The 24894-nt window shown below is 70.5% G+C and carries 19 protein-coding genes and 2 pseudogenes; 15 read left to right on the forward strand and 6 right to left on the reverse strand.

Annotated elements, in window-relative coordinates:
* Positions 1-36 precede the first annotated feature (36 nt).
* From LXT23_RS50160 to LXT23_RS23465, 5 genes are all read left to right on the forward strand, one after another.
* On the forward strand, positions 37-2802 hold the full coding sequence (locus LXT23_RS50160; RefSeq protein WP_267146709.1) for a M16 family metallopeptidase: 2766 nt from the start codon (positions 37-39) through the stop codon (positions 2800-2802).
* 121 nt (positions 2803-2923) lie between these two features.
* Entirely contained in the window at positions 2924-3796 is an 873-nt protein-coding gene (gene ypfJ, locus LXT23_RS23455; protein WP_253982501.1) for a KPN_02809 family neutral zinc metallopeptidase, read from the forward strand.
* 101 nt (positions 3797-3897) lie between these two features.
* Positions 3898-4566: a hypothetical protein gene (locus LXT23_RS23460; protein ID WP_253982502.1), complete on the forward strand. Its 669-nt coding sequence runs from the start codon at positions 3898-3900 to the stop codon at positions 4564-4566.
* Positions 4567-4669: 103 nt separating this feature from the next.
* Positions 4670-4801 (forward strand): hypothetical protein, encoded by a 132-nt coding sequence (locus tag LXT23_RS49735; RefSeq protein ID WP_256561106.1) that lies wholly within the window; start codon positions 4670-4672, stop codon positions 4799-4801.
* On the forward strand, positions 4798-5535 hold the full coding sequence (locus LXT23_RS23465) for a helix-turn-helix domain-containing protein (RefSeq protein WP_253982503.1): 738 nt from the start codon (positions 4798-4800) through the stop codon (positions 5533-5535). The genes LXT23_RS49735 and LXT23_RS23465 overlap by 4 nt, the downstream gene beginning before the upstream one ends.
* A gap of 12 nt (positions 5536-5547) precedes the next feature.
* Here the strand turns inward: LXT23_RS23465 and LXT23_RS23470 are convergent, their stop codons facing one another.
* Both LXT23_RS23470 and LXT23_RS23475 read right to left on the reverse strand, forming a co-directional pair.
* Entirely contained in the window at positions 5548-5991 is a 444-nt protein-coding gene (locus LXT23_RS23470) for a hypothetical protein (protein WP_253982504.1), read from the reverse strand.
* Between the two features lie 374 nt (positions 5992-6365).
* On the reverse strand, positions 6366-10181 hold the full coding sequence (locus LXT23_RS23475) for a VIT domain-containing protein (protein ID WP_253982505.1): 3816 nt from the start codon (positions 10179-10181) through the stop codon (positions 6366-6368).
* Positions 10182-10480: 299 nt separating this feature from the next.
* On the opposite strand from LXT23_RS23475, the gene LXT23_RS23480 reads away from it, so the two are divergent.
* Together LXT23_RS23480 and LXT23_RS23485 are read left to right on the forward strand one after the other, a co-directional pair.
* On the forward strand, positions 10481-11695 hold the full coding sequence (locus tag LXT23_RS23480; RefSeq protein WP_253982506.1) for a cysteine desulfurase family protein: 1215 nt from the start codon (positions 10481-10483) through the stop codon (positions 11693-11695).
* Between the two features lie 100 nt (positions 11696-11795).
* Complete coding sequence (locus tag LXT23_RS23485; RefSeq protein ID WP_253982507.1) at positions 11796-13652, forward strand: glycoside hydrolase family 15 protein; 1857 nt, start codon at positions 11796-11798, stop codon at positions 13650-13652.
* A 7-nt stretch (positions 13653-13659) separates the two neighbouring features.
* Here the strand turns inward: LXT23_RS23485 and LXT23_RS23490 are convergent, their stop codons facing one another.
* Positions 13660-14838 (reverse strand): fatty acid desaturase family protein, encoded by a 1179-nt coding sequence (locus tag LXT23_RS23490; protein ID WP_253983144.1) that lies wholly within the window; start codon positions 14836-14838, stop codon positions 13660-13662.
* Positions 14839-15113: 275 nt separating this feature from the next.
* Between LXT23_RS23490 and LXT23_RS23495 the strand changes: the two genes are divergently transcribed.
* The 4 genes and pseudogenes from LXT23_RS23495 to LXT23_RS23510 all read left to right on the forward strand — a co-directional run.
* Positions 15114-15644, forward strand: coding sequence for a DUF1801 domain-containing protein (locus LXT23_RS23495; protein WP_253982508.1), 531 nt, complete (start codon positions 15114-15116; stop codon positions 15642-15644).
* A gap of 136 nt (positions 15645-15780) precedes the next feature.
* The gene (locus LXT23_RS23500) at positions 15781-16170 is read left to right on the forward strand and encodes a YciI family protein (protein WP_253982509.1); all 390 of its coding nucleotides are present in this window, start codon (positions 15781-15783) and stop codon (positions 16168-16170) included.
* A 4-nt stretch (positions 16171-16174) separates the two neighbouring features.
* Complete coding sequence (locus tag LXT23_RS23505) at positions 16175-17434, forward strand: RNA polymerase sigma factor (RefSeq protein ID WP_253982510.1); 1260 nt, start codon at positions 16175-16177, stop codon at positions 17432-17434.
* 60 nt (positions 17435-17494) lie between these two features.
* Positions 17495-17767: pseudogene (locus LXT23_RS23510) on the forward strand (head morphogenesis protein); the annotation flags it as partial.
* Between the two features lie 919 nt (positions 17768-18686).
* Here the strand turns inward: LXT23_RS23510 and LXT23_RS23515 are convergent.
* Positions 18687-19088 carry a hypothetical protein gene (locus LXT23_RS23515; protein WP_253982512.1) on the reverse strand — a complete coding sequence of 134 codons (402 nt, stop codon included), beginning with the start codon at positions 19086-19088 and terminating at the stop codon, positions 18687-18689.
* Positions 19089-19781: 693 nt separating this feature from the next.
* A complete protein-coding gene (locus tag LXT23_RS23520) occupies positions 19782-20336 on the reverse strand; it encodes a dihydrofolate reductase family protein (RefSeq protein ID WP_253983145.1) in 555 nt (184 codons plus the stop codon).
* A 130-nt stretch (positions 20337-20466) separates the two neighbouring features.
* Here LXT23_RS23520 and LXT23_RS23525 point away from each other — a divergent pair, with 130 nt between their 5' ends.
* The gene (locus LXT23_RS23525; protein WP_253982513.1) at positions 20467-20949 is read left to right on the forward strand and encodes a hypothetical protein; all 483 of its coding nucleotides are present in this window, start codon (positions 20467-20469) and stop codon (positions 20947-20949) included.
* A 15-nt stretch (positions 20950-20964) separates the two neighbouring features.
* The gene (locus LXT23_RS23530; protein WP_253982514.1) at positions 20965-21630 is read left to right on the forward strand and encodes a hypothetical protein; all 666 of its coding nucleotides are present in this window, start codon (positions 20965-20967) and stop codon (positions 21628-21630) included.
* Between the two features lie 225 nt (positions 21631-21855).
* On the opposite strand, the gene LXT23_RS23535 is transcribed toward LXT23_RS23530, so the two are convergent.
* On the reverse strand, positions 21856-23292 hold the full coding sequence (locus LXT23_RS23535) for a serine/threonine protein kinase (RefSeq protein WP_253982515.1): 1437 nt from the start codon (positions 23290-23292) through the stop codon (positions 21856-21858).
* A gap of 343 nt (positions 23293-23635) precedes the next feature.
* Between LXT23_RS23535 and LXT23_RS23540 the strand changes: the two are divergent.
* Both LXT23_RS23540 and LXT23_RS23545 read left to right on the forward strand, forming a co-directional pair.
* Positions 23636-24024 (forward strand): annotated as a pseudogene (locus LXT23_RS23540) (DUF6310 domain-containing protein); the annotation flags it as partial.
* Positions 24025-24080: 56 nt separating this feature from the next.
* Positions 24081-24836 carry a DUF5953 family protein gene (locus tag LXT23_RS23545; protein ID WP_253982516.1) on the forward strand — a complete coding sequence of 252 codons (756 nt, stop codon included), beginning with the start codon at positions 24081-24083 and terminating at the stop codon, positions 24834-24836.
* Positions 24837-24894 lie beyond the last annotated feature (58 nt).

A 24894-nucleotide genomic window follows, 5' to 3' on the forward strand; every position in this document is an offset into this window, starting at 1 on the left:
CGGTTTGTCGCTCCCGGACGCAGACCTGGAGCCCGCATGTCCTTCCGAAACCGCTTCCGTCGTCCGTCGCGCGGGCCCCGTGCCGCGTGGGGCGGTGTGCTCCTCTCCGTGTTGCTGGGGGCGTGCGCCACGCTGCCGCCGCGCGGGCAGGTCGTCATGCGTGACGTGTCCTTCCCGCTGCGCGACTTCCGCCTGCCCTCGGGGCTGCGGGTGGTGGTGGAGCAGGACCCGCGCGCTCCGGTGGTGGCGGTGGTGGCGGTGGTGGGGGTCGGCGGCTCCGGCGACCCCTCCGGCAAGGAGGGCCTGGCGCACGTGGTGGAGCACCTGGCCTTCCGCGCGCGCCACGCGGGCAGCCCTTCCGTGTGGACGCGGTTGGAGACGGCGGGCGCGGGCCATGTCAACGCCGCCACCGGGCTGGACTACACGGCCTACATGACGCTCGCCCCGAAGGAGTCGCTGCCAGCCCTCCTGACGCTGGCGGGGCAGCAGCTGTCCGCGCCGCTGGCGGGCCTCACCCCGGAGGTGTTCGGGGTGGAGCGCGAGGTGGTGCGCAACGAGCTGCGCGAGCGCAACGAGACGGGCTACGTGGGCCAGGTCTTCAGCTGGGTGCATGCGGCCTCCTTCCCGGCGGAGCACCCCTACGCCCGCCCCGTCATCGGCACGCACGACACCCTGTCCGCCCTCACGCTGGCGGACGCGCAGCGCTTCACGCGCACGCACTACCGGCCGGACAACGTGACGCTGGTCATCGCGGGGGACGTGGACCTGACCTCCATGGACTCGCTGCTCCAGCAGCACCTGCCGCCCGCGTGGATGGGCACCGGCGCGCCGCTGGCCGTGGACCCGCGCCTGCCCGCCAGCCCCGCCCAACCTCCGCTGGCCCCCGCCCCGAAGGCCATGCGGGTGTACGAGGCGGCGGTGCCCACGCCGGAGCTGTACCTGTCCTGGGTGCTGCCGCGTGGCTTCGAGGAGGCCAGCGCCATCCACGACTTCGTCAACGACAGCCTCGAGCGCAACCTGTGGCGCTCGCTCCAGAACGACGGTGACATCGCCGGCATCTCCACCAACCTGGTGCCCGGCACGCGCGCGTCGCTGCTGGTGGTGCGCGTGCAGCTCAGCAGGGGCGACCACCCGGACCGCTCGGTGGTGAAGGTGCTGGACCAGGTCCACCGGGCCTGGTCTCCGTCCCAGGACATGGGGGAGGCGGCAGGCGTCCTCGGCCGCGAGGTCGACTTCCAGGCCCTGCGCCGCACCGTCGTCACCGGCATGGTGCTGGAGTCGGAGCACCTCCTGTCCCGCACCGTGCGCCGCGCGCTGCTCACGCACTTCACCCTCGACGCGCGTTCCTACACGCGCTCGCAGCTGGCGCTGATGGCGCTCGGCGGTAGCAAGGTGACGGACTTCGCCTACCAGTGGCTGCAGCGGGAGCGCGCGCGCGTCATCCTGGTGCGGCCCGGTGAGAGCGGCGGGGCGGTGGTGGCCCCGGCCGCCCGGCTCCCGGACGAGCCCCTGGCCGACTCCAGCCACGCGCGTGTCACGCCGTCCATGCTCACGGCCGCCTCCGGGCCCGTGCACACGGTGAAGCTCGACAATGGCCTGGAGGTGCTGCTCGCCCCGCGCCCGGGCCTCCCGGTGGTACGCGTGGGCGCGGCGCTGGGGGGCGGCTCTTCCCACGGCACGGTTCCCGGCGTGGCGGAGCTGGCCTGGTGGGGCGCCTTCCGCGAGTCCAACTTCGAGGGACACGAGAGTGACTGGGGCCTGCACGGCTCCCGGAAGCTCGAGCGGGACCACGTGCGCATCGACCTGGCGGGGACCTCCGGCAACGTGGGCAACATGCTGGCGATGCTGACCGAGCAGCTGTCCTCCACGCGCACCTCGGAGGCCTTCGTGCGCTTCCTGCGCGAGCAGGTGCTGCCGTGGCGCGAGGCGGTGGACTCGCGTCCGGAGGTCCAGGCCCAGCGGGCGCTGCTGGGCGCGCTCTACGGCACGCACGCCTACGCGCGCGAGGCCACCGGCGCGGAGATGGCGCGGGTGTCCTGGTCCGAGGCCGGCGACTGGCTGGAGGACGTCTACCGCCCGGGCAACACGGTGGTTGTCATCGCTGGCGAGTTCGACGTGAAGGAAGTGGAGGCGCTGGCGCGCAGGTACCTGGGCGGCTGGAGCCGCGGCGAGCCCCGCCCGGTGGCCCTGCCCGGTGAGCCGGCGCTGCCCGCGGCCTCCGCACGGCCTCGCACCCTCCTCACCCCGCGCCCCAAGGCCACGCAAGGCCAGGTCCAGCTCGCGTGCCGGCTGCCGGCCGCCACGCCCGAGTCGGAGGCGCGCTATGCGCTGATGGAGGAGCTGCTGGGCGGCCAGTCCATGCACGAGCTGCGCTCGCAGCGGGGGGCCACCTACGGCTTCCATGCCAGCACCTGGCTGGCCCGGGGCGGTGCGGCCCACCTGCTGGTGGAGGGCGTGGTGGACGCGCCGCGCGTGGCGGAGGGCCTCGGCTCCGTCAAGCAGGCGCTGGCCGCGTTCGCGAAGGAAGTCACGCCGGAGCAGCTGGAGGACGCCCGCGCGCGGCTGCTCGCGCGGCAGAGCGTCTCGTTCCTCACCTCGGCGCACTGGGTCGATGCGCTGCTGGAGGCGCGCGTCCAGGGCTTCCAGCCGGACGCCGTGGCGCGGCGGCCCGCGCACGTCCAGGCGGTGACGGCGGACGCGCTGCGCCGGGAGTTCGCCGGCTGCCTCGAGCGCCTGGTGGTGGGCATCACCGCCGACGAGGGCCAGGCCCGGCCCGCGCTCCAGGCCCTGTCCCAGCCCTGACGCTCCCTGCTCCCTCGCCCGCTCCCCGTTCGTCCCGTCGAGGGCCAGGCAGGGCGTCCGCTACCACGGGCCGGGCTGCCTACCTTCGGGCGAGCGGGGTACGGACAGCAGGGGAGGCCGCATGAAGTGGCAGGGAGGACGTCGCAGCTCGAATGTCGAGGACCGCCGGGGCAGTGGCGTGGGCCGGCCGCTGGCGGTGGGCGGAGGGGCCGCGTCCATCGTGGTGGCGCTGCTGGTGATGCTGCTCGGAGGGGACCCCTCGGACGTGATTTCCGGGGGCGGGCAGGACCCCTACACGGGCACGGGCACGGGCGGCTCGGGCCAGCCGGTGGACCCGCGGCAGGAGGAGCTCAAGGACTTCGTGTCCGTCGTCCTGGCGGACACGGAGGACACCTGGCCCGGCCTGCTGCGGCCGCTCGGCGTGCAGTACGCGCAGCCGCGCCTGGTGCTCTTCTCGGACGCGGTGCAGTCCGCGTGTGGCACGCAGGACAGCGCGGTGGGGCCGTTCTACTGCCCGCCGGATCAGCGCGTGTACCTGGACCTGGAGTTCTTCAACGAGCTGGACCGCCGCTTCGGCGCGCCGGGTGACTTCGCGCAGGCGTACGTGGTGGCGCACGAGGTGGGGCACCACGTGCAGAACCTCCTGGGCATCTCCGACGAGGTCCACGCGCGGCGCTCCCGCCTGTCCGAGCGCGAGGCCAACGCGCTGTCCGTGCTCCAGGAGCTCCAGGCGGACTGCTTCGCCGGCATCTGGGCCCACCACGCGCAGCGCCAGCGGCAGGTGCTGGAGCAGGGCGACGTGGAGGAGGGGCTGGGCGCGGCGACGGCCATCGGTGACGACACGCTCCAGCGCCGCGCGCGCGGCCGCGTCGTCCCGGAGTCCTTCACCCACGGCTCCTCGGCGCAGCGCGTGTTCTGGTTCCGCCGCGGGCTGGAGCAGGGCACCGTGCAGGCGTGTGACACCTTCAGCGCCAACGCGCCCAAGGGCCCCTGAGGCCGCCGCGGGCCGTCACAACCCCCGGGCGCCGACTCCGCCCCCCGTGAATCCAGGGCCCCCGCCGGACACCCGGCCGGGGCCTTTTCACGGAGGCATTCATGCCCGGAGTCCTGAAAGGTTTCCTCACGTTTCTCGTCTCGGCCGTCCTCTCCACGCTGACGCTGCTGCTCGTCAGCCTGCTCACGGGGGGCGCGCTACCCACCTCGGTGGCGGTGCTGCTCGGCCTGGGGCTGGGCGGAGGCTACGGCCTGGAGGCCGGCGCGCTGGCCAGCTACGACCTGGACACCGGGAAGGGGTGGCTGGAGCTGCTCGTGGACACCACGTGGAGCCTGCCCAACACCCTCTTCGGCTTCGTCTTCGGCAACCTCATCTATCTCTGGTTCGGAGACCTCTCGAAGCGTGAGTCCGAGGGCCGGGGCTGGGTCGTCTACCTGCCCTCGGGCCCGGGGACGGGCTTCGGCCACGACGTGCTCCAGACGCTGGGCACGGTGAACCTGGGCGGCGCCGGCCTGCACGAGAAGGTCCACGTGCTCCAGGCGCGAATCCTCGGGCCGCTCTACCTGCCCTTCGTGGCCTTCTCGTACATCCTCACTTTCACCCTGCAGGTGCTGTGGACGGTGACGCTCGGCGGGCTGCTGAAGCTGCTCGGCGTCCGGGACACGCCGTACTTCCGGCCGCCGGACCGCTCGGCCGTCGGCGGCTTCTTCGGCTGGGTCTACTTCGCGACGCCGATTGAACTCTGGGCCTACGCCACCGAGCACCGCTGAGGCTCCACTCGCACTTTCCGTTGCCTTGACGATTCATCCGCCATAACGGATATTGCTCCCATCCGTTTTGGCGGAATTCCGTCCGGTAACCCAGAGGCCCCCCATGAGCGCAGCCGTCATCGACCTGCAGGACTTCCGCAAGAAGCGTGAAGCCGAGCAGTGTCAGCTGATGCGCCCTGCGCCGGTGCGGGCCTGGATGCCCGTCTGGGTGTGGGTAGTAGTCTGGCCGGCATGAAGTCGGTTCGGGAGAACACGGGTCGGCGGAAGGCGGGCGCGTCGGAGCGTGGACGCCCGCCCGCGAGTGAGACACCCGAGGCTCCCACCGGGCCGGCGCCCGCCTCCCCGGAAGCACCCCCGGAGGGGGACCCGGCCTGGGCGTACGAGGCGGCCCCTCCGGACTCGGATCAGGACCTGGCCCCCGTCGTGGGGAAGAACCTGCGCCGGCTGCGCAGCCAGCGCGGGCTGTCGCTGGAGCGGCTGGCGAAGGCCTCCGGCGTGAGCCGGGCGATGCTGGGGCAGATTGAGCTGGGGCAGAGCGCGCCCACCATCAACGTGCTGTGGAAGATTGCCCGCGCGTTGGACTTGCCCTTCTCCGCGCTCATCAGCATGACGGGCGGCGCGGGGACGCGGGTGATGCGGGCGCGCGAGGCCAAGCGCCTCACCTCGCATGACGGGCGCTTCGTGTCCCGGGCGCTCTTCCCGTTCGACGCGCCCCGCCGCGTGGAGTTCTACGAGCTGCAGCTCAAGGGCGACAGCGAGGAGCGCGCCGAGCCGCACCCGCCCGGCACGCTGGAGAACCTCATCGTCACGCGCGGCACGCTGGAGCTGGAGGTCGGCGCCGAGCGCCATGTGCTGACGGCGGGCGACGCCATCCTCTTCGAGGCCGACAAGCCCCACGTCTACCGCAGCGTGGGGCCCGAGGACCTCCAGATGTACCTGGTGATGACGTACGCCGAGGAAGTCGGCTGAGAGGCGGGCCCGTCAGCGGGCCGTGCACATCAACATCGGCATGCCGTTGCACATCATCATCACCGGCGCGCCCATGGTCATCATGGCGTTCATGGCGTCACAGCACTCCTTCATCATCGCCATGTCCTGACCTTCCATCGGCATCAGCTTGCACAGCATGCCGTCCTTGCCCATCTCACACGTCATCCGCGCCATCATCGGCGCCATCTGACGCATCATCATCGGCATCATCATCGGCATGCCCATGCCCATGGGGTTCATCCCCATGCCCATCATCGGGTTCATGCCCATGCCCATGCCCATCATCGGGTTCATTCCCATCATCGGGTTCATGCCCATCATGGGAGGCATCCCCATGCCCATCATCGGCATGCCCATCATGGGGGGCATTCCCATGCCCATCATCGGCATGCTGGAGGGCGGGGTCATCGGCATCGGGTTGGTGGCGGCCATCATCGGTATCTCCGGAAGCGGGGTGGAAGCGGGGTGGGCTCGTACGGCAGTGCCCGTGGGATAGGCGCTCCGCGGGGGCGCGGGGATGGACCGCCAGGGCACCCCCGGTGTTTTCCTCCGGGCCAGCGGAGGCCCTGCGCGAGGTGGCGGAGGCACCGCCGTCTGGAGCGGAGGCGCGTCCGCTGGCACAGACGGAGATGTCCACCGTGTCACGTCGGGGCCGGTGCACCGCTCCGCCGGATTTCCGACACGGCCCGGGACTGCCGGGCCAGGTTCCAGGTTCCAGGCCCCGCGTCAGTGGAGCCGGTCCACCGGCACCAGCACCACCTCGCGCAGCCGCCAGTCCAGGCGCTTGAGGTCCTCGGCGGCGCCCCCGCTCACGGCGCGGGCTGCGTGGCCACCTGCGCCTTCGCCAGCGGAACCAGCTCCTCGCGGCGCAGCAGGAGCCGGGCGTTCGTCTTCGGAAGGATGCGCAGCTGGAAGCGCCGCGGGTGGGTCGCCGTCTCGTCGAACACGCCCCGGTCGCTGACCAGCAGCAGGGCGGTGGGCACCACGTCCCGGGCGGAGCGGCTGCCGAAGTAGTGCACCACCACGTGGTACGGCCCCGGGGCCGCCTTGCGCGCGTGGTACAGCTCCGGCCCCAGGCCATCGGTGATGTCCCAGAACAGGCGCCCGCCCAGCCGCGTCTGCTTGCGCTGGTAGAAGCAGCGCTCGCCGCTGGGCTCGATGACCCACAGGTCGATGTCCGTGCTGTCCGAGTTCCAGTGCGTGGTGAGCTGGTAGTCGATGGCGGATGCGCTCAGCTGGTGGCCCGCGTCATTGGGCTGTAGTTGCTCCAGCTCGCCCAGCCGGGCGCGCAGCATGGCGGCGACGGGCTCCGCGCCCGGGTGTCGCGCCAGGGACCAGAGCATCCGCCCGTAGTGGTGCGCGGCCGCGACGCGCATCGGGTCCTTGTGCCGGTTCCAGCTCCGCGCGAGCACGATTTCGTAGTTGCGCGCCGCCTCCGCGTAGCGGCCCGCCGCATCCAGCGCGAGCGCCTCCTCCAGGAAGGCCTGGCCCTCGAAGGGGCGGTTGAGGCGCACGTGCTCGAACAGCTCGACGGCGGCGGGGTACTGGCCCAGGGCGAGCAGGCCGTAGCCCACCAGCCGCAGGGCCTCCGCGTCCTTGGGGCGCAGCTCCACGGGCGAGGACAGGGCGCGCACGGCGCCCCAGGTGTCCCCCGCGAAGGCGCGCTTGCGGGCCACGGCCTCGTACACCATGAGGTCGTCCCGGTTGGCGCGGCGCTCCTGCTGGTACTTCAGCTCCGCCTGGAGCCGCTCCTCGCCGCCCGCGTACGGGTCGTCCCGCAGCGGCTGGCGGCGGAGCAGGGCGGACAGGCTCCCCTGGCGCTCCTTGAGCCCGCGCACCACGTCCTGGCCGGACTTGGGCACGTCGTCCAGGGCAATGCCCTGCAGCTTGTCGCGGCGCTGGTCCTCCTCCTGGCGGCGCAGCGACTCCAAATCGTCCAGCTCCACGCGCTCGTCGCGGATGGCGAAGCGGGTGTAGTCGCCCTCGGACTCCAGCACGAGCATGGACGCACGCGCGTTGGCCAGCCGGTAGTGCTGGCTGAGCGCCACCACCATGCGGTCCAGCCGTGTGTCGTCCAGGGCCACCAGCCGGGCCACGAACAGCTCCGCCCACGCGCGCGGGGCGAAGGTGCTGTCCTCGTCCCGGGGCAGCGGCACCACCAGGGTGCGCGCCTCGCCACCAGCCCGCGTCACCACCTCGAGCTGCGCGTCGCCCTTGTCCGGCAGGCGCCCGGCCACCAGCAGCTCCTGGCCGGGGAAGACGAGGTGGGGCCGGCCCGCGACGATGAGGTCCTTCGCGGCGGTGCCCTTCACCGCCACCCGCTCCAGCACCACGGATGCGGCGCGGTGCGCGCGCGCGGCGGCGTCCACCTCCGAGCCGGAGAGCACATTCACCACCCGGCCGTTGCTGGAGCGCGCCAGGGCGTCGAACAAGTCCGTATTCACCGCGGCCTCGCCGAAGCGGTACGTCACCCAGCGCAGCGCCTCGGCGCTGGGATGGCGGGAGACGAGCGACTCCACGCGGCTCTGGCCCCAGGTGGCGTTGCCGTCGGACAGCAGGAAGGCGGTGACGCGCTCGTCGGGCTTGGCGGGCTTGAGCCACTCGCCGCCGGCCCGGTCCAGCTCCGTCAGCATGCCGTCCACGTGGGACGCGCCCTCCAGGAAGACGCGCTCCAGCTCGGAGAAGGTCTCCTTGCGCGCGCTGGCGTCATTGGCGCGCCAGCCGGGCCCGTGGAGCCAGCGCGGGCGCACGTCGAAGAGGAGCACGGCGTACTCCTTCAGCGTGGCGTCCTTCTCCAGCAGGGCGCGCAGCGTGGCGGCCTGGAGCGCCCACGCGTTGCCGTCCTCGGCGGACAGGGAGGTGTCCACCACCAGCACCGCGCGTCCGGTGGCCGGGCCCTCCGCCTCCGACGTGAGCCGCGCGGGCAGGCGGATGCGTGCGTGGAAGGCGTGGCCGGACAGGCCCGCCGGGTCCTCGCCCACCAGCACGTCCGCGTCCGGGTGCTTCGGGGTGAGGGCCACGTCGAGCGCGCCGTCTCCCTTCAGCTTCGTGAAGTCATACGCGCGCCACGGGCCCAGGGTGCGCGGCGCGGTGCCGGCCTCGGGCTGCACGGTGATGTCCTTCGCCTGGTCCGGGTCCACGTGGATGCGCGCGGAGACCTGCAGGTCCTTGCCGGTGCCGGCGGGCAGCGGCCACGTGTAGCGCAGGCGCTGGCCGTCGAAGAGGAGCGTCTGCTCGTAGGCGATGACCACGCGCTTGAGCGACCGGGGCGGCAGCGGGAAGACGCGGGCGCTGAAGGTGGACGCGCCGGCCCACTCCAGCAGGGCGGGGTCCACGTCGTTGCGGACAATCTGCTCGTACACCTCGCGCGCACGCTTCTGCTCCACGACGCGGGCCTCCTGCCGCTCGCCCCAGGAGCGCTTTGCGCCCTTCTCGCTCGGCGGCGCGGAGGCGCCCAGGTCCTCCATCCGGGCGGAGGCGTCGCCCAGCGGCGGCAGCAACTCGGTGGACTGGAAGAGGGACGGGGTGTTGACGGCGACGGCGCCGGAGTACATCGCGAAGCCGGCGACGGCGGCGCCGCCCGGCAGCGGGTAGTAGAAGGTGCCTTCGAGGTTGCGGGGCGTGTCGTTCTCGAAGAGGTGGTCCACCACGGTGCGGGCGCGCGAGCCCTGGATGTACGTCACCACGCGGATGGCGCGCGTCTTGAGGGGCTGGTAGCGGCCGGACTCGTCCAGCACCAGCACCTTGGCGGCGCGGGCGGTGGCCTCCACCTTGGGCAGCACGGGGGTGGGCAGGTCCCCGGCGGGCTTCGGCGAGGGCTTGCTGGGAGACGCGGCGGGGTCCGAGCCGCCCTTGATGATCTGGATGATTTCCCGGCGCTTCTGCTGGAGCCTCGGGTCTCCCCTGGCGGGCTCCGGCGAGGGCGCCCCCATGTACCCGGAGGAGGACGGCGCGGCCATCTGCCCGCCGACCACGCCCCCGATGACGCCGCCCACGACGCCGCCTACGACGCCGCCCTGGACGCCCCCCTCGTCCTCCGACTCCCTCGGGGCCGCCGGGCCCGCCCTTGACGGCCTGGGCCGCGCGGTGACGGGGGCCTCCCTCCGCACCATGTCCCTGCTCGGGGCGGCCGCCGGCGGAGGCGAAGGCGCAACCAATGCGCGGACCTGCCGCTCACTGGCCGCCGCTTCCGCCTCTGCGTAGGCCTCCTCGCGGGCCGCCTCACGGGCCTCCTCTTCCACCGCGCCCTCGTCCCGGTCCATGGAATCCCGGTCCACGGAGTTCCGGTCCACGGAGCCCTGGGGGCTCCCGGTGGGCCCGGCGCGGGACGGCTCTCCCCGCTCGAACCCGGCGCGGCTCAGCTCGGCGAGCTGCGCCTCGCTGAGCACCTGGGGGTCGGCGACGGAGTCGCGCAGCTCGGCGAGGTCCACCTCGCCCGGGTCCACCTCGCCCGGCGCCGTCATGGGCGCGACGAGCCCCGCCTTCTCGAAGCCGGGGGACAGCGGAGCCCGCGCGGGAGCCGCCGGAGGCGTGGGCGAAGCGGGCTTCGAGCCCGGGTCCCGGTTGCAGCCCGTGACGGCGAGCCACGTCAGCAGCACTGCGGTGGAGAGGCGCGTGAGGTGCATGGCGGCGGACGTTAGCCCAACGTCCGGGCCCGTGCTTACACCCCCCGGGGTGAGCCTCCACCTCGTGCCACGCAATGAATGTCAAAAATTCCAGGGTGCGTTCGAGAGGGATTTTCATCTCTGCCGCGTCGCGTCTCGGAGTCTGAAACGCGCAGCCAGGTCTTGATTTGTCAAACCTGGAGGCTTTGCAGTATGCCCATCGAAGTCGGTCCTTGGCCTGTCAGTCGCATCGCGACTTGCGCCTCGGGGGGAAATCCATGGAGCCACGCAGGACTGCAGCCCCGCTGCCGGGTACGGACATGCGCGCGCCGGCGCGCGTCCGGGGCCCCATCTACCTGGACCACCACGCGACGACGCCGTGCGACCCGCGCGTGGTCGAGGCGATGTTGCCCTACCTGGTGGAGCGCTTCGGCAGCGCGGGCAGCCGGCTGCACGCCTACGGCTGGGAGGCGGCGGGCGCGGTGGACACGGCGCGCGCCCGGGTCGCGAGCCTGCTGAAGGCGCAGCACGACGAGGTGGTCTTCACCAGCGGCGCCACGGAGAGCAACAACCTGGCGCTGCTGGGCGTGCTGCAGGCGTGCCGTCAGCCGCGCCGGCACGTGGTGACCACCGCCATCGAGCACAAGTCGGTGCTGGAGCCGGTGCGCTGGCTGGAGCGCCAGGGCTGCGAGGTGACGGTGCTGAAGGTGCCGCCGGACGGGCGCGTGCGTGAGGAGCATGTGCGGGCCGTGCTCCGGCCGTACACCGTCCTGGTCAGCGTGATGCACGCCAACAACGAGACGGGCGTCCTCAACGACGTGGCGGCCATTGGCCGGCTGTGCCAGGAGCACGGCGCCCTGTTCCACACGGACGCCGCGCAGACGTGCGGGAAGTGCCCGCTGGACGTGCGCGCCCTCCACGTGGACCTGCTGTCGCTGTCGGGCCACAAGCTCTATGCGCCCAAGGGGATTGGCGCCCTGTACGTGGGCCCCCGGGCCTCGCACGGACGGCTCTCGCCGCTGCTTCTCGGCGGAGGCCAGGAGTCGGGCCTGCGGGCGGGGACGCTCCCCGTGCACCAGCTCGTCGCGCTCGGCGAGGCCTGCGAGCTGGCCGCGGCGGAGCTGCTGGAGGAGGGGACGCGCCTCTTGCGGCTGCGCACGCGCCTGCTCGCCGCGCTGACGGAGCGGCTGCCCGGGCTCCACGTCAACGGCGACCTGGACCACCGGCTGCCGGGCAACCTCAACGTCAGCTTCGAGGACGTGGACGGGGAGCTGCTCATCGAGCGGCTCCAGCACCACGTGGCCTTCTCCACGTGCTCGGCGTGCATGTCCGGCAACCTGCGCCCCAGCCACGTGCTGCTCGCGATGGGCGTGTCGGAGGACCTCGCCCACGCCAGCCTGCGCCTGGGCCTGGGCCGCTTCACCACGCAGGAGGAGGTGGACGCGGCCGCCGACCACATCGTCCGCGCCGTCATCGAGGCCCGCCTGCCTTCCGCCCGAGGTAACGCAGTCACCCGCGAAGCCGCCCGGCCGTGAGCAGGCACGGACGCCTGCCCCCCGCCCAGGCGCCCCAGTGCCCACCTGGGCGCCCGCCGCTCCTTGTGACTGGAGTCGCCCGGCCCAACCCTGAGCGGGGATGAGCTCGCTCCCCATCAGTGACTATGCCCTGCTGTCGGACTGCCGCTCTGCGGCGCTGGTGAGCCGGAGGGGCTCGGTGGACTGGCTGTGCTTCCCCCGCTTCGACGGGCCGGCCCTCTTCGGCCGGCTCCTGGACGCGCGCGCCGGCCACTTCTCCCTGTGCCCCGAGGGGCCCTTCGACGCCACCCGCCGCTACCGCGAGCAGACGCTGGTGCTGGAGACGACCTTCGACACGCCCACGGGCACGGTGGTGCTGGTGGACGCGCTGGCCATGGGCAGCCACGAGCGCGGGCACGACCTGGGCCGGGCCTCGCCCGGTGTGCTGCTGCGCCACGTGACGTGTACGAAGGGCGAGGTGACGCTCGCGCTGGAGCTGAGCGCCAGGCCGGAGTACGGGCTCATCTCCCCGACGCTCCGGCCCGTGGACGGCGGGGTGGTGTGTCGCGGCGGCGCGGAGGCGCTGCTGCTCTCCTCGCCGGTGCCGCTGCGCCTGGAGGGCGCGGACGTGCGAGCCACCTTCACGCTCCGCGAGGGCCAGTCCGCGGGCTTCGCGGCGCAGCACCACGTGGCGTGGGCGGAGCCCGTGGCGCCGTGGACGCAGGAGAAGATTGCCCACCGCGTGGAGGACACCACCGAGACGTGGCGCTCCTGGTCCGACGAGCACCAGAACTACGAGGGCCCGTGGCAGGCGCTGGTGAAGCACAGCGGCTGCGTGCTGCAGGGGCTCACCTTCCAGCCGACGGGGGCCATCATCGCCGCGCCCACCACGTCCCTGCCCGAGGAGCTCGGGGGCTCGCGCAACTGGGACTACCGCTACACCTGGATGCGCGACGCCAGCTTCACGCTGGACGCGCTGTGGGTGGCCGCGTGCCCGGACGAGGCGGAGCGCTACTTCCAGTTCCTCGCGGAGGCCGCGCAGACGCAGCTCGCCCACGGTGAGGAGCTGCAGGCCGTCTTTGGCGTCGGCGGCGAGCATGACCTGACGGAGCGGGAGCTGGGCCACCTCGACGGCTGGCGGGGCACCTCGCCGGTGCGCGTGGGCAACAACGCCTGGTCGCAGCGGCAGCTGGACGTGTACGGCGAGCTGCTGTGCTCGGTGCACCGGCTGGGGGACATGCTGGAGAAGCTGGACGGCACGTTCCGCCGCTTCCTGGTGGACTCGGCGGACCTGGCGGCGAAGCGGTGGCGGGAGCGGGACCAGGGCATCTGGGAGGTGCGCGGCGAGCCGCGCCACTTCCTGCACTCGAAGCTGATGTGCTGGGTGGCGTTGGACCGGGCGCTGCAACTGGCGGAGCGGCTGGAGGCGGGAGACCGGGTGGAGCGCTGGCGCCGGGAGCGCGACGAGGTGCGCCGGGTCATCCTGAAGGACGGCTGGAACGAGCAGGTGGGCGCCTTCACGCAGTCCTTCGGCTCGGACGTGCTGGACGCGGCGGCGCTGATGATTCCCATCGTCGGCTTCCTGCCGGCCACGGACGCGCGGGTGCGCTCCACGGTCCGCGCCATCACCGGGGGGCTCATGGACCCCAACGGGCTGCTCTACCGCTACCGGATGGATGACGGCGTGGAGGGGGACGAAGGCGCCTTCCTGCTGTGTACCTTCTGGCTGGCGCAGGTGCAGGCGCTGGCGGGCGAGCTGGAGGCGGCCACCGTCACCTTCACCCGCGCGGCGTCCTTCGCGAACGACGTGGGGCTGCTCGCGGAGGAGGTGGACCCGGAGCGCCGCGAGGTGCGGGGCAACTTCCCGCAGGCCTTCAGCCACGTGGGGCTGGTGAACGCGGCGTGGGCCATCTGCCAGGCGCGAGCGCACCCGGGCCGTCCCCTGGAGTCCGCCCAGGCCGCGCCGCCCGTGGGCTGAAGCCCCGCTACTCCCGCGACGACACCTGCCGCGACGCCACGCTGCGCATCGACGTCTTGCCCACCATGATGTGGACGAGCTTGCTCAGGCGGCGGAAGACGCCCTCCTGCACGTAGGGCACGCCGTGCTGCTCGCACAGGGCCTTCACCCGGGGCTGGAGCTGCTGGTACTGCCGCAGCGTCAGGTCGGGCCAGAGGTGGTGCTCGATTTGGTAGTTGAGCCCGCCGTGGAGGAAGTCGACCACGTCTCCGCCGGTGCGGTAGTTGGCGGCGCCCACCACCTGCCGGACGTAGTACTCGGCGCGGCCGGAGCCGCGGTCCTCGAAGCGGTAGAGGTCCTCGCCCGCGTGGTTGGGGGCGATGAGGAGGAAGGTCTGCAGGTTGGTGAGCACCTCGGCCAGCACGCTGTTGATGAGCACGCAGGTGGCGGCCCAGGTGCCGAGCGGGAGGAAGAGCAGGGGCAGCAGCCCGAAGCGCACGGCGGCGTAGGGCAGCACGGAGGTCCACCAGAAGGCGCGTCCCTCGGCGGTGAGGGGGTTGAAGGCCTCGATGAGGTGGCTCTCGCCCTCCTCGGGGCCGCCGGCGCGTCGGCGCTCGGCGCGGCGCCACTCCTGGAAGGTGTTGGGGGCGTAGTACGTGAGCTTCCACGTGCAGGCGATGAGGGTGACGAGGACGTACTTCAACCACATGGGCATGCGCGAGTCGCGGAGCCAGCGGGTGTTGTCCTCGACGAGGTCGGGGTCGGCGATGCGCTCCCCGGTGCGGCCGTGGTGGAGGACGTTGTGCTCGTGGCGCCACGCGTCCGGGGCAATCCAGTCCAGCCAGTCCACGCCGCGGCGCCAGCCGGCGGCGAAGCCGCGCCCGGTGTAGCGCGCGGGGACGTCCCGCACGCGGTCATAGCCGCGGTGGGTGACGTGATGGGCCATCATCGTCCAGCGCGTGGTGCTGCCCTGGGCCAGGAGCAGGGCGGACACGGGATTGGGCACGAGCCAGGCGGTGGCATAGCCGAGCAGGGTGCAGGCGCGGCCCCAGCGCTCCAGCTTGCGGAAGTGGGCCAGGTCCTCGGGGTCGAACGACGTGCCCAGCTCGGCGCGGAGCGCGGAGAGGTCGCGGTCGAAGGCGTCTACGTCGATGGAGGGAAAGTCGGGGCGAGGCGAGGGGTCGCGGAACGGGACGGCGGTGCTCAGGGAAGCTCCAGGAGGTCCGTGCGGGCTGTGCGTGCAGGCGCGCCCGGGAAGGGCCCGCGCCGACATCGTACCGGAGCGGCTGGAGCACCCAGGAAAACTCTTGAGGGCGGCCCGGCAGCCAGGGGGAAGGGTGCCCCGTGGTGCCCCAGGCACGCTGAGTCAGGAATTTCAGGCACTTGGCGGCGCTGAAAAAAGACCCACGGGCGTGTCGATCCTGCGGAGCGTCCTTCGTCGTGAGGATGAACCGCCAGTCCCAGGAAGAGAGCAACCCCTCGATGGCTACCCCGAAGAGCGCCGCATCCAGGAAGTCGGCGACGAAGCAGGCAGCACCGAAGAAGGCCGCAGCGAAGAAGGCCGCAGCGAAGAAGGCCGTCGCGACGAAGGCGGCGCAGGCTGTCCCGAAGCTCTCGCCCTCGGCCGTCGTGCCGAAGGCCCTGGCAGCGAAAGGCGCCTCCATCGAGGGCTTCATCGCGGCGCTGGAGGGGTGGCAGCAGGCCATCGTGCGTCCGCTGGCCGCGCTCATCGCGAAGGAGGCTCCGGAAGCGGCGGCGTACGTGAAGTGGGGGCATCCGGTGTGGGACGTCGGAGGCCCGTTCGCCCTGGTGAAGCCCGCGAAGGGGCACGTGACGCTGGGGTTCTGGCGTGGCGGCCAGCTCAGTGATGCCGACGGCATCCTGGAAGGGGAGGGCGCGGGGATGAGGTACGTGAGAATCCCGCAGGGTGGCGCGCTCCCGGCGTCGCTCGCGGCGCTGGTGCGCGAGGCGGTGGCGCTGAACGAGCGGCACGGTGACCCCCTGAAGCGCTGAGCTGGCCCGCCGGATTCTTCGTGCCAGGGGGACGGCGGGAAAAATAAAAGGGCATGTCGAGAACCCGCCCCTGGCTCCGACCCATGGGTGACCGCGCACTCAATCCAGGGGCGCAGGCACGGAGAGGACGCCGACCATGAAGTACATGATGATGATGAACACGCCGAGCAGGGGGCCGTACCAGGTGGCGAGCTGGCCGCGGAAGGACCTCGAGGCGCACATCCAGTTCATGAAGGACTTCGCGAAGAAGCTCAGCGCGGCGGGTGAGCTGGTGGCGGCCGAGGGGCTGGCGGGACCGGACCAGGCGAAGCTGATTCGGGCTGGGAGTGACGGCAGGCCCGTCACGGACGGCGTGTTCCCGGAGTCGAAGGAGTTCCTGGCGGGCTACTGGATTGTGGACGTGGAGAGCCCCGAGCGCGCGTATCAGCTTGCGGCGGAGGCCTCGGCGGCGCCCGGGCCCGGTGGCAAGCCGCTGAACCTGGCCATCGAGGTGCGGCAGGTGATGAGCGGGCCGCCCGAAGTCTGACGTGATGCCGACGTCACTGGCCCCGCATATCGAGCACCTGCTGCGAGAGCTCGCGCCGCGGGTGCTGGGCCTGGTCGTCCGGCGGTTCCACGACTTCGCCGCCTCGGAGGACGCGGTCCAGGAGGCGTTGATTGCGGCGACCGCGCAATGGCCGCGCGACGGTGTGCCCGAGGAGCCGCGCGCTTGGCTCATCCAGGTGGCGGCGAGGCGCCTGACGGACCAGGTGAGGGCCGAGGCGGCCCGTCGTCGCCGGGAAGCCCTGGTGGTCAGCCTGGTGCCACCGGAGGAGCAGCTGGCGCTGGCCCCGGACAGCGATGAGTCGGCGGGGAGGGACGACACGCTCGTCCTGCTCTTCCTGTGCTGTCACCCCGCGCTCACCTCGGCCTCGGCGATAGCGCTGACGCTGCGAGCCGTCGGAGGTCTGACGACGGCGGAGATAGCCAAGGCGTTCCTGGTGCCGGAAGCGACGATGGCGCAGCGAATCAGCCGGGCCAAGCAGACCATCAAGGCCTCGGGGGTGCCGTTCCAGCTGCCCACGGTGGAGGAGCGCGCGCAGCGGCTCGGCAATGTGTTGCATGTGCTCTACCTCATCTTCAGCGAGGGCTACACGACGAGCAGCGGCCCGGAGCTGCACCGCACGGACCTGTCGGGAGAGGCGCTGCGCCTGACGCGAATGCTGCGAGCGCTGCTGCCGGAGGACGGCGAGGTGGCGGGGTTGCTGGCGCTGATGCTGCTGACGGACGCGAGGCGCGAGGCCAGGACGGGGCCTGTGGGCGAGCTGATTCCGCTCGACGAGCAGGACCGCAGCCGCTGGGACGCGCAAGCGATTGCCGAGGGCGTCGCGCTCGTGACGGAGACGCTGTCGAAGGGCTCGATAGGGGTGTACCCGGTGCAGGCCGCCATCGCGGCGGTGCACGACGAAGCGCCGAGGGCCGAGGACACGGACTGGCCGCAGATTCTCGCGCTGTACGGCGTGCTGATGCAGCTGTCCGACAACCCGATGGTGACGCTCAACCACGCGGTGGCGACGGCGATGGTGCACGGCCCGGAGGCGGGGCTGGAGCTGTTGAAGGCGCTCGACGGCGACGCGCGCCTGGCGGGGCACCACCGCCTCGACGCGGTCCGGGCCCACCTGCTGGAGCGGGCGGGAGACCCCGAAGGCGCCATCCAGCACTACACGAAGGCCGCCGGCCGCACGACGAGCATCCCAGAGCGCAACTACCTGCTGACGCAGGCGGCGAGGCTGAGCGACGCCCGGAAGTAGCGAGCCGTTGAGAGCCCTGGCTGCTCGCGTACGAGCCCAGTCGGCGGGTTCGATTCCCGCCGCCTAGAGTCCCTCAAGAGGCCGGAGGATGTGAAGCAGGAACTGCCCTGAGTGAGGGACCGCCTCGACGCGGACACCGGGCGCGCCATCCTCTACGTCAGCCGAGGAGGCCAGGAGACGCGCTTGGCCGAGGTGCTCCGCTCCGCTGCCGACACCCGCGACGACGTCGGCGAGTTCCGCTCGCTCGCTTCGGATAGGCAGCTGGCGGAGGTGGGCGTCGGATTCCCGCCGTACCACGGCCTCTGCCGCACCACGACATTCGCGGTCGTTTGAGGCGTGTGCGGCTCTCGCCTCCTCCTCACCTGCTTTGGGGAACGTGGTGACGCTCTTCCGGGAGCGCGGGTGCGACGAGTACGAGATGGCCGAGGGCGGGGCGAAGAAGGGGAAGAAGTAGAGGGCGCCGCGCAGCGGCGGGTCGCGCGAGCCCCTCACGGCGCGGGAGAAGAAGCGATAAGGCGCCCCCACTGCACCCCTGTCATATTGACGCCCGCGCGCGGGGTACGGGAGGCTGGCTAACCATGTACGTTCCATCGTGGATTGTCGCTGGCGCGGTCGGCCTCATGCCTCTCGTTTGGTGGCGTAAGAGGTGGCTCCGGCAGGTCGAAATCACCACCGTCAAGAATTCGTGGCACCTCCTCCCGCGGCGACACAAGCAAGAGATTCTGTACGTTCGGGAGCGCCTCCACCGAGGCGAGCCGACGGGCATCGTCGACTACGGCGGCGTCCGAGACGATGAACTTCAGGAGCGGTTCGAGAACTCGCTGCGCAATGCTCTTGAGGGCGAGTCGTGGGCGTTTGATTTGCTCAGAGAGCAAGTGTACCTACATAAATTCGGCGCGGAACCCCATTGGAGCACGCCGCACACGCGGCGTTCTCTTGGGGTTCGCCGGGCTGCGGTCGACGACACTACGCCACCAGAATCCCGTTGACTCGACGGCTGCGCCAGAAAGCCGCGCTCGCTCGGTAAATTCTGGCGATTTGGCGGGGCACAGGTGCCACGCATCCCACCGAGACCACGCCACAGTCAGTCTGCCTTGTCAGCGAGCGGTACTCTGATTGGCAAGGATGGTTCGCTGACAGTGGATTGCAGGTCACCAGCGAGCACGGAAGGCTCCTGCTGTTTTGGCTGGATCTGTGCTGAATTCCACAGTCGAGCGCACGACGGCAAGAACGGGCTCGGCTCTTATGGGCTTCACCGGTTCGCACGAGAAGAAGAGCGTGAGGGTTTTTTCCGTGTCCTGTCCGAGGGCACCTTCCCACGTTGCATCTTCTGTCTGGTCGCTTTTTTCACATCCTTGCGCGGCTTGGCTCCAGATACGACTTCACGCATCTCGTCGTTGAATCGCTTGATGAACATCATCGCATTCATGAGCGCGTCCACAGGACCCTGACCGAAGATAGGCGTCACCTTGGCCAAATGTCCCTCTATCATCACTGGCGTGTACCAGCAGCGCTCCTGTGGGAAATGGACAGGCTGCCCTACTGTGAGTCTTGAAGTGCGCCGCTTGCCCTCGGGAGTAGTGTATCTCCAGTAGTCATCCGCGATAGGAACTTCGATCACGGTCAACTTCGGGCGCCAATCATCTTCGGGCACATGCCACCTCAGCGGTTAGATTTAGCGGGAGGACCGAAATACGCATTGCAAAACACGATACATGCTCCTTTGGAGGCCCTGCTGGTCGCCCAGCATGCTCGCCTGATTGCAACCTGTCTTGCAGTCCTGTCAGGAAGCGCCCTACAGAATGACTCCATGGCCTCACCACCGGCCTCGCACGCCTGCGTGCACGCAAGTGACTTCCAAGGGTCTTTAGTATTCGGCTCATATTCCTCGCTTGGAGTTGCGGGAGCCGAGTCTGATGCCAAAGTCCTCTCTGGAGTTGCAGCCTCGCTCCGGAAGAGATTCTGAGAAGCTGTGCTCCGCCACTGGGAGGATGGCCCCGATTCAGCTAGCGGCGATCCCCAAGAAGCCCCTGAGGCAGGAGCTGTTGCGCACGCCAATAAGAGCGTGCAGACGGAGAGTGCATGGCGCCGAGGCATAAGGTCCCACCAGCATATGGGTAGTCCTCTCGGCAGCCAATACCTTACCTCGCGAGGGCACGCACTACCGGTGGTCTCTCACGGAGTTCCGCCAAGCCTGCTCAGGGGGTGCAGTGCTGGGCAGTCTTGCTTGAATGGCGCGACCGAGTTGGATCGCTCTCGCCAGAAGCTCCGAGCGGCAGGTTCGATTCCCGCCGCCTCCACCCCGAGAAGCCCAGCAATCTTGAGAGGACCGCTCGGCCTGATCGGGTCATCCCTCCTTGCGGCGGTAATGCATCGCCACCTGCCCGGACTTCAGCAGTTTCGTCGAGACGAGCTCGAGGCGCCGCGAGGTCTCCAGGCCCTGGAACAACGTCGGCCCGTGGCCGGCGAAGACAGGGTGGACAACGAGACGGTACTCATCGATCAGCCCCAGCCGCTCGAGCGCCGTCGAGAGCGTGGGACTGCCCACCAGCACGCCTTGCGGGGTCTTCTCCTTCAGCTGCGTCACGGCCTCACGCAAATCCCCCTCGAGGCGGAAGGTGTTGTTCCACGGGAAGTCGCGGCGCGAGGCCGAGACCACATACTTCGGCTTGGCCTCCAGCTTGCGCGCCCACTCCCGCATCGCGCGTGGCGCGTTCTCGTCGCGCGCCACCGCCGGCCAGGCGCTCTCCATGAGCTCGTACGTGACGCGCCCCCACAGCATCGCCCCGGCTGCGTCCATCAGCTGCGTGAAGTAGTCGTGCAGCTCGTCGTCCGCGATCCCCTCGCGATGGTCGCAGCACCCGTCCAGCGTCACGTTGAGTCCGAAGGTCAATAGGCCCATGGCGCTGATGTACCACGGCGGGAGCATGGGGAGGTGGAGCGGGGCCGTGACGGACCTCAGGTAACTTCCGCGCCCTCGCGCGTCCATCCAGCAGCGCCGGGCACTTCGAGCCCTGGCCGAGGGGGACGACATGCGGAACATTCTCGCGGTAGCGGGTACGGCAGCGGTGTTGGGGCTGAGCGTCGTGGGCACGGACGCGCGCGCGGCGGACATCCTGTATGACGGCAACTTCTGCGCGCCCGTCCTCGCGGACGTGGACCGTGTGAACCACAGCCCCCAGTACGGCGTCTACACCGCCTCAATCAGCCACAACACGACGGTCCAGTGTCCGTTCAATCCGCCGTTCTTCGCGACGGTCAGCGAAGTCTACGTGCAGGTGTACGACCGCAATCCCTTCGTGGACATCACTTGCACGCTGCGAGGTATCGACCTCGCGGGCGTTATCATCTGGTCTCAGACCGACACCAGCAGCTACTCCGGGCCCGGGGTCCAGTTCCTTGGCTTCTATCCCTATGCCCGCACCCACACCATGACCATGACGTGCACGATTCCGTACGTCTGGAATGCCGGCTTCTCGCACGTGCTCACCTATCGGGCCATCCACACGCCCTGAGCCTGGAGAGTCACCATGAGAGCGGCATTGGCAGTCTCGGCCTTCTCCGCCGTGGCGGTCTCGGGAGCGGTGGCGCTCGTCCTGTTGCAGGGCAGCGCGGCTCCGGCGGCGGTGCCCGCGGCCTCCCAGGGCGAGGAGCTACGGCGGCAACTCGAGGCCCTGCGGCGCGACGTCTCGAAGCTGGAGCAGCAGTTGCTCCAGCGGCAGGCGCTCGCGACTCCCCCTCCACTGGAGCCCACCCGGCCACCGGCCGCGCCCGGTGGGCCAGGCCACGAAGCCGAGGCAGTGAAGCCCTCGCTGCCCCGCACCCCCGAGGAGCTCGCGCAGCGCAGTCAGGAGCTGGTCACGGAGCTGGCCAGCCACCTGGAGGAGCGGCTTGAGACCGAGCCGCTCGACAGGGATTGGAGCAGCGAGCAGCTGCGGCGGATGGAAGACGCCATCCGCGGGCTGGGGCGGACGCAGCTGCTACAGGCCACGTGTGGCTCCACGCTGTGCCGCGTGGTCGTCGGCCACGAGAGCACCGAGGACCAGCAGAAGTTCTCGCTCGACATCGAGCCGCTGGAGCCCTTCCATGCCGGGGTGTTCTTCCAGCCGGACGAGCAGGCGCGGACACCCCGGACGACGCTCTACGTGCTGCGCAAGGGGCACAGGTTCAATGTCCCCGCGCCCTCGGAGGGGTGAGCAGAAGACGGACTGCCGGAGCGCTCCAGGGCCAGCGCGCCACGCGCCCCATGGCGGCACAGCCGCTCCAGCAGCCTTCCAGCAACTCCTTCCGTGGCAAGCCCACGGCTCTCACCACGAGGCGCGCGTCGACGCGTCCGACGCGCGCTGCACTGCCAGGCTCAAGCCTCTTCCTGGCGGCAGCCTTGGTGAAGAAATGGACGCATCATGCCGGAGCCCTACCTGCTATGGAGCGTCGTCGCGACTCGTGGGCCCCGAGGTGGGAGGACGTTGCCGTGCCCAGACGGGGACGTAGCACGCGCCCTTGTACGCAAAGCCGCCCACGGCGTCGCAGTCCTTCAGGTCCACAGGCTGCTTCACCCAGCAGCCGCCGTTGATTGCGACCAGTCCCTTGCCGGAACAGCGCCCGTCGCCATCGGGCCTCCGCTGCTTTGGGAGGGGCTTCGGCGGCAACTCCGCCCGGATGGCCGACCACATGGAGGGGGCTCGCTCGGGCTCGACTGGGGCGGTCAGCGCGGCGTCTCCGACGGCGATCGTTCCTCCATCCTTCTCCTCTTCCCGCTCCGCGAGGTGTGTCTTCTCGTGCGGCTCGACGGCCTCCGTGCTCGACAGCACTCCCGCGCCCAGGGCCAGGGCGGCACCGAGGCTGGCCGCCAGGAACCGGGGCCACCTCGCCACAGGGGGAGGTGGCCGCACCGTGACGCGCTGGAGCGGAGGAAAGAGGCCCGCGGGCCTCGCCTCCTCCCCGGTGAAGAGCGGCACATCCGCTTCAGGCCCCGCCTTCCGTGCGGCGTGCTCCAGCGCTTCGGCGACTTCGCTCGCACTGCCACGCGCCTCCGGCCGGAGCGAGAGCATCCGGGACACCAGGGCGCTCAGTTGCGGAGCGCAGCGGGCGTTGCTCGTGCTGGCGGTCCACAGCGCCCGCTTCTCCGGGTGCCACAGCCAGGCGTCCTCGCCCCACGGATGCGGCGAGGGCGGGTACTTGCCGGTGACGAGCCGGTAGGCGGTGATACCCAGGGCGAAGACGTCATCGGCGGGGCTGGGCGCATACGGGACGGGGGGAGGCTTACCGGGGCCCAGCACGAAGCCCCAGGCCTCGGGAGCGCGGTAGGCGGAAGTCCCAGGAGGCCACGAGTCCCACGTCAGGGTGGACGCGCCCAGGAAGTGTCCGGAGCCGAAGTCCATGAGGAAGGGCTGGCCGTCCGCACTTCGCACGCGGATGTTCTCGCCCTTCACGTCCCGGTGGATGCCGCCTGCGGCATGCGTGGCCTCCAACGCCCGCGCCAGCCGGGCGAGGAGGTGCAGCACCTGCCGTGACGACGGGCGCTGCGCCAAGGCCCAGTCGTAGAGGGCTGCGCCCTCTATCCACTCCATGACGAGCCAGGCGTAGGACGCACCCTCTCGGGGCTGCCACTGGCCGTGGTCGAAGAGGCGCGGCACAGCGGGATGGTGGATGCGGGAGAGCAGCTCGTCCTCACGGACGAAGCGCGCATCGCCGGGATGCAGGGCAAGCTTGAGGGCCACGACGCCCCCGGCTTCCTCCACGCTTTCGGCCCGGTAGACAACGCCGTAGGTGCCTCGGCCGCACGGCTCCAGCAGACGCCACCGGCCGATGCGCGTCCCCGGGGGCAGGCTTGCCGGATTGAAGGATTCGGACTCCATGAAGTGCCTCGCAGGCGGCCCATTCCGCGTACGGGCAGGCTACTCGCACGGTCCTCGACGCCCAAAGCAATGCGACAGGTCAAGACCCCAGGCAGCACCCTCCATGGAATCGGCCACGCCATCGCTCGGCTTCACCGGAAGGCCTGCTCGGCATCCCCGGAACAGCCGCTCACCTTGCTCCGGAATCGCTGATCGGCATGGCCGGAATACGCAGCTGCGGCAGCTCGGACCGGCTGCGTTCGGTCCTGGCTCTCCAGGGGGCCGCGCTGCCAGACTCGGGCGCGCTCCGAGCACTCTCGCTGTCGGGCGTGGCGGGCAGAACCCCTTTCGTAAGGACGTGGCCATGCGTTCCCGAACATGCGTCGCACTCCTACTGCTTCTCTCCGCCTGTGCAACGACGGAGCCGAGCCCGAAAGGCCCAGCGGCCCGGAACCCGAGGGTCGCCAACCTCCAGAGAGCGGCGACGCTGCCATGGGTTGATGGCGGGCGATGCGTGGTGCGGGAGGCATCCAACGAATGGGCCGTGGTTGTGGAGAGGTGCTATCACGCGCTCGACCATGACCGGCTCCAGTTTCGCGATGTCACGGGAAGCTGCTCTGTCGCCTCTGCGGGTGCTGCGGCTTTGGGATGGGAGTCTGCATTCTGATAGCACCCGAGATAGTCGTTGGAGCCGTGATTGTCGCTGGCGCAGTCGTGGTGGCAGTCGCCATCAAAGAGGAGTTGGATGCATATCGGAGGGCATCTCGTGAGCGAGCCAGACCCGAGATCGTCGTCACCGGATGCAAACGATGACCACCCAGAATTGCCTCGTCCTGACCGTCTACGCGCCTGCGCTCGTGGGCAAAGATGGCCGCACGCTCGATGTCATCCGTGGGATGGAACAGGCACTTCCCGGGTTGCGCTTGGCGTGGAGGCTCTCCGAAGGCGGGCGCCCCATCGCATTGCCGCAGCGCGACGCGTGGCTCGTAGAAAAGGTCAAGGACGGAGGCTTCCCTCTGGTGTGCAACGGGGACGAGAGTTACCCCGTGACGGTTGTGGGAAGGGGAAGATCCGGACTATTCAGCCCAGGCGGTCAGGACCATTTTGAAGTGCATGCAGAACTGCCACTGGACGAGCCCGTGATCGCGTCAGCGGCGGCTGTGCTTGAGGGCGTAGCGGAGGGCGCACGCGCGTTCTGGGGGCGTGCGACGCCATACGCCGCTGCGGTGGACATCGCGTATCAGACAGCACCCACGCTGGAAGGGCCGCCGTCCCCACGCCGGGGGCTGCCCGCCCTCAAGCTCTTCGAGCACATCCGCTCGCCCGAGATTCCCTATTACCTCGGGTGGCTGAACTATTGGTCTGCCGCTGCCGCACAGGCCATCGGGTTCCCTGACCCTGCCCGCGACACGGACCTGCTTTCACGGGCGAGGCGCACGGCATCGGGCGGGTGGGTCGTGCAGCTCACCGATGCGCCGCTCGATCTCGACAACCCCGCGCACCTGGACGCGCTCAAACGGGCCTACGAGCGCTTCCCGGAGATCGGCGGGCGCGACTCTCCCTGAGGCTCTCCAATCCTCCATGCATGATTTTCCACGTCACCGGCTCATAAGAGGGAGCCCC

This window comes from Pyxidicoccus xibeiensis (assembly GCF_024198175.1).
GTDB lineage: Bacteria > Myxococcota > Myxococcia > Myxococcales > Myxococcaceae > Myxococcus > Myxococcus xibeiensis.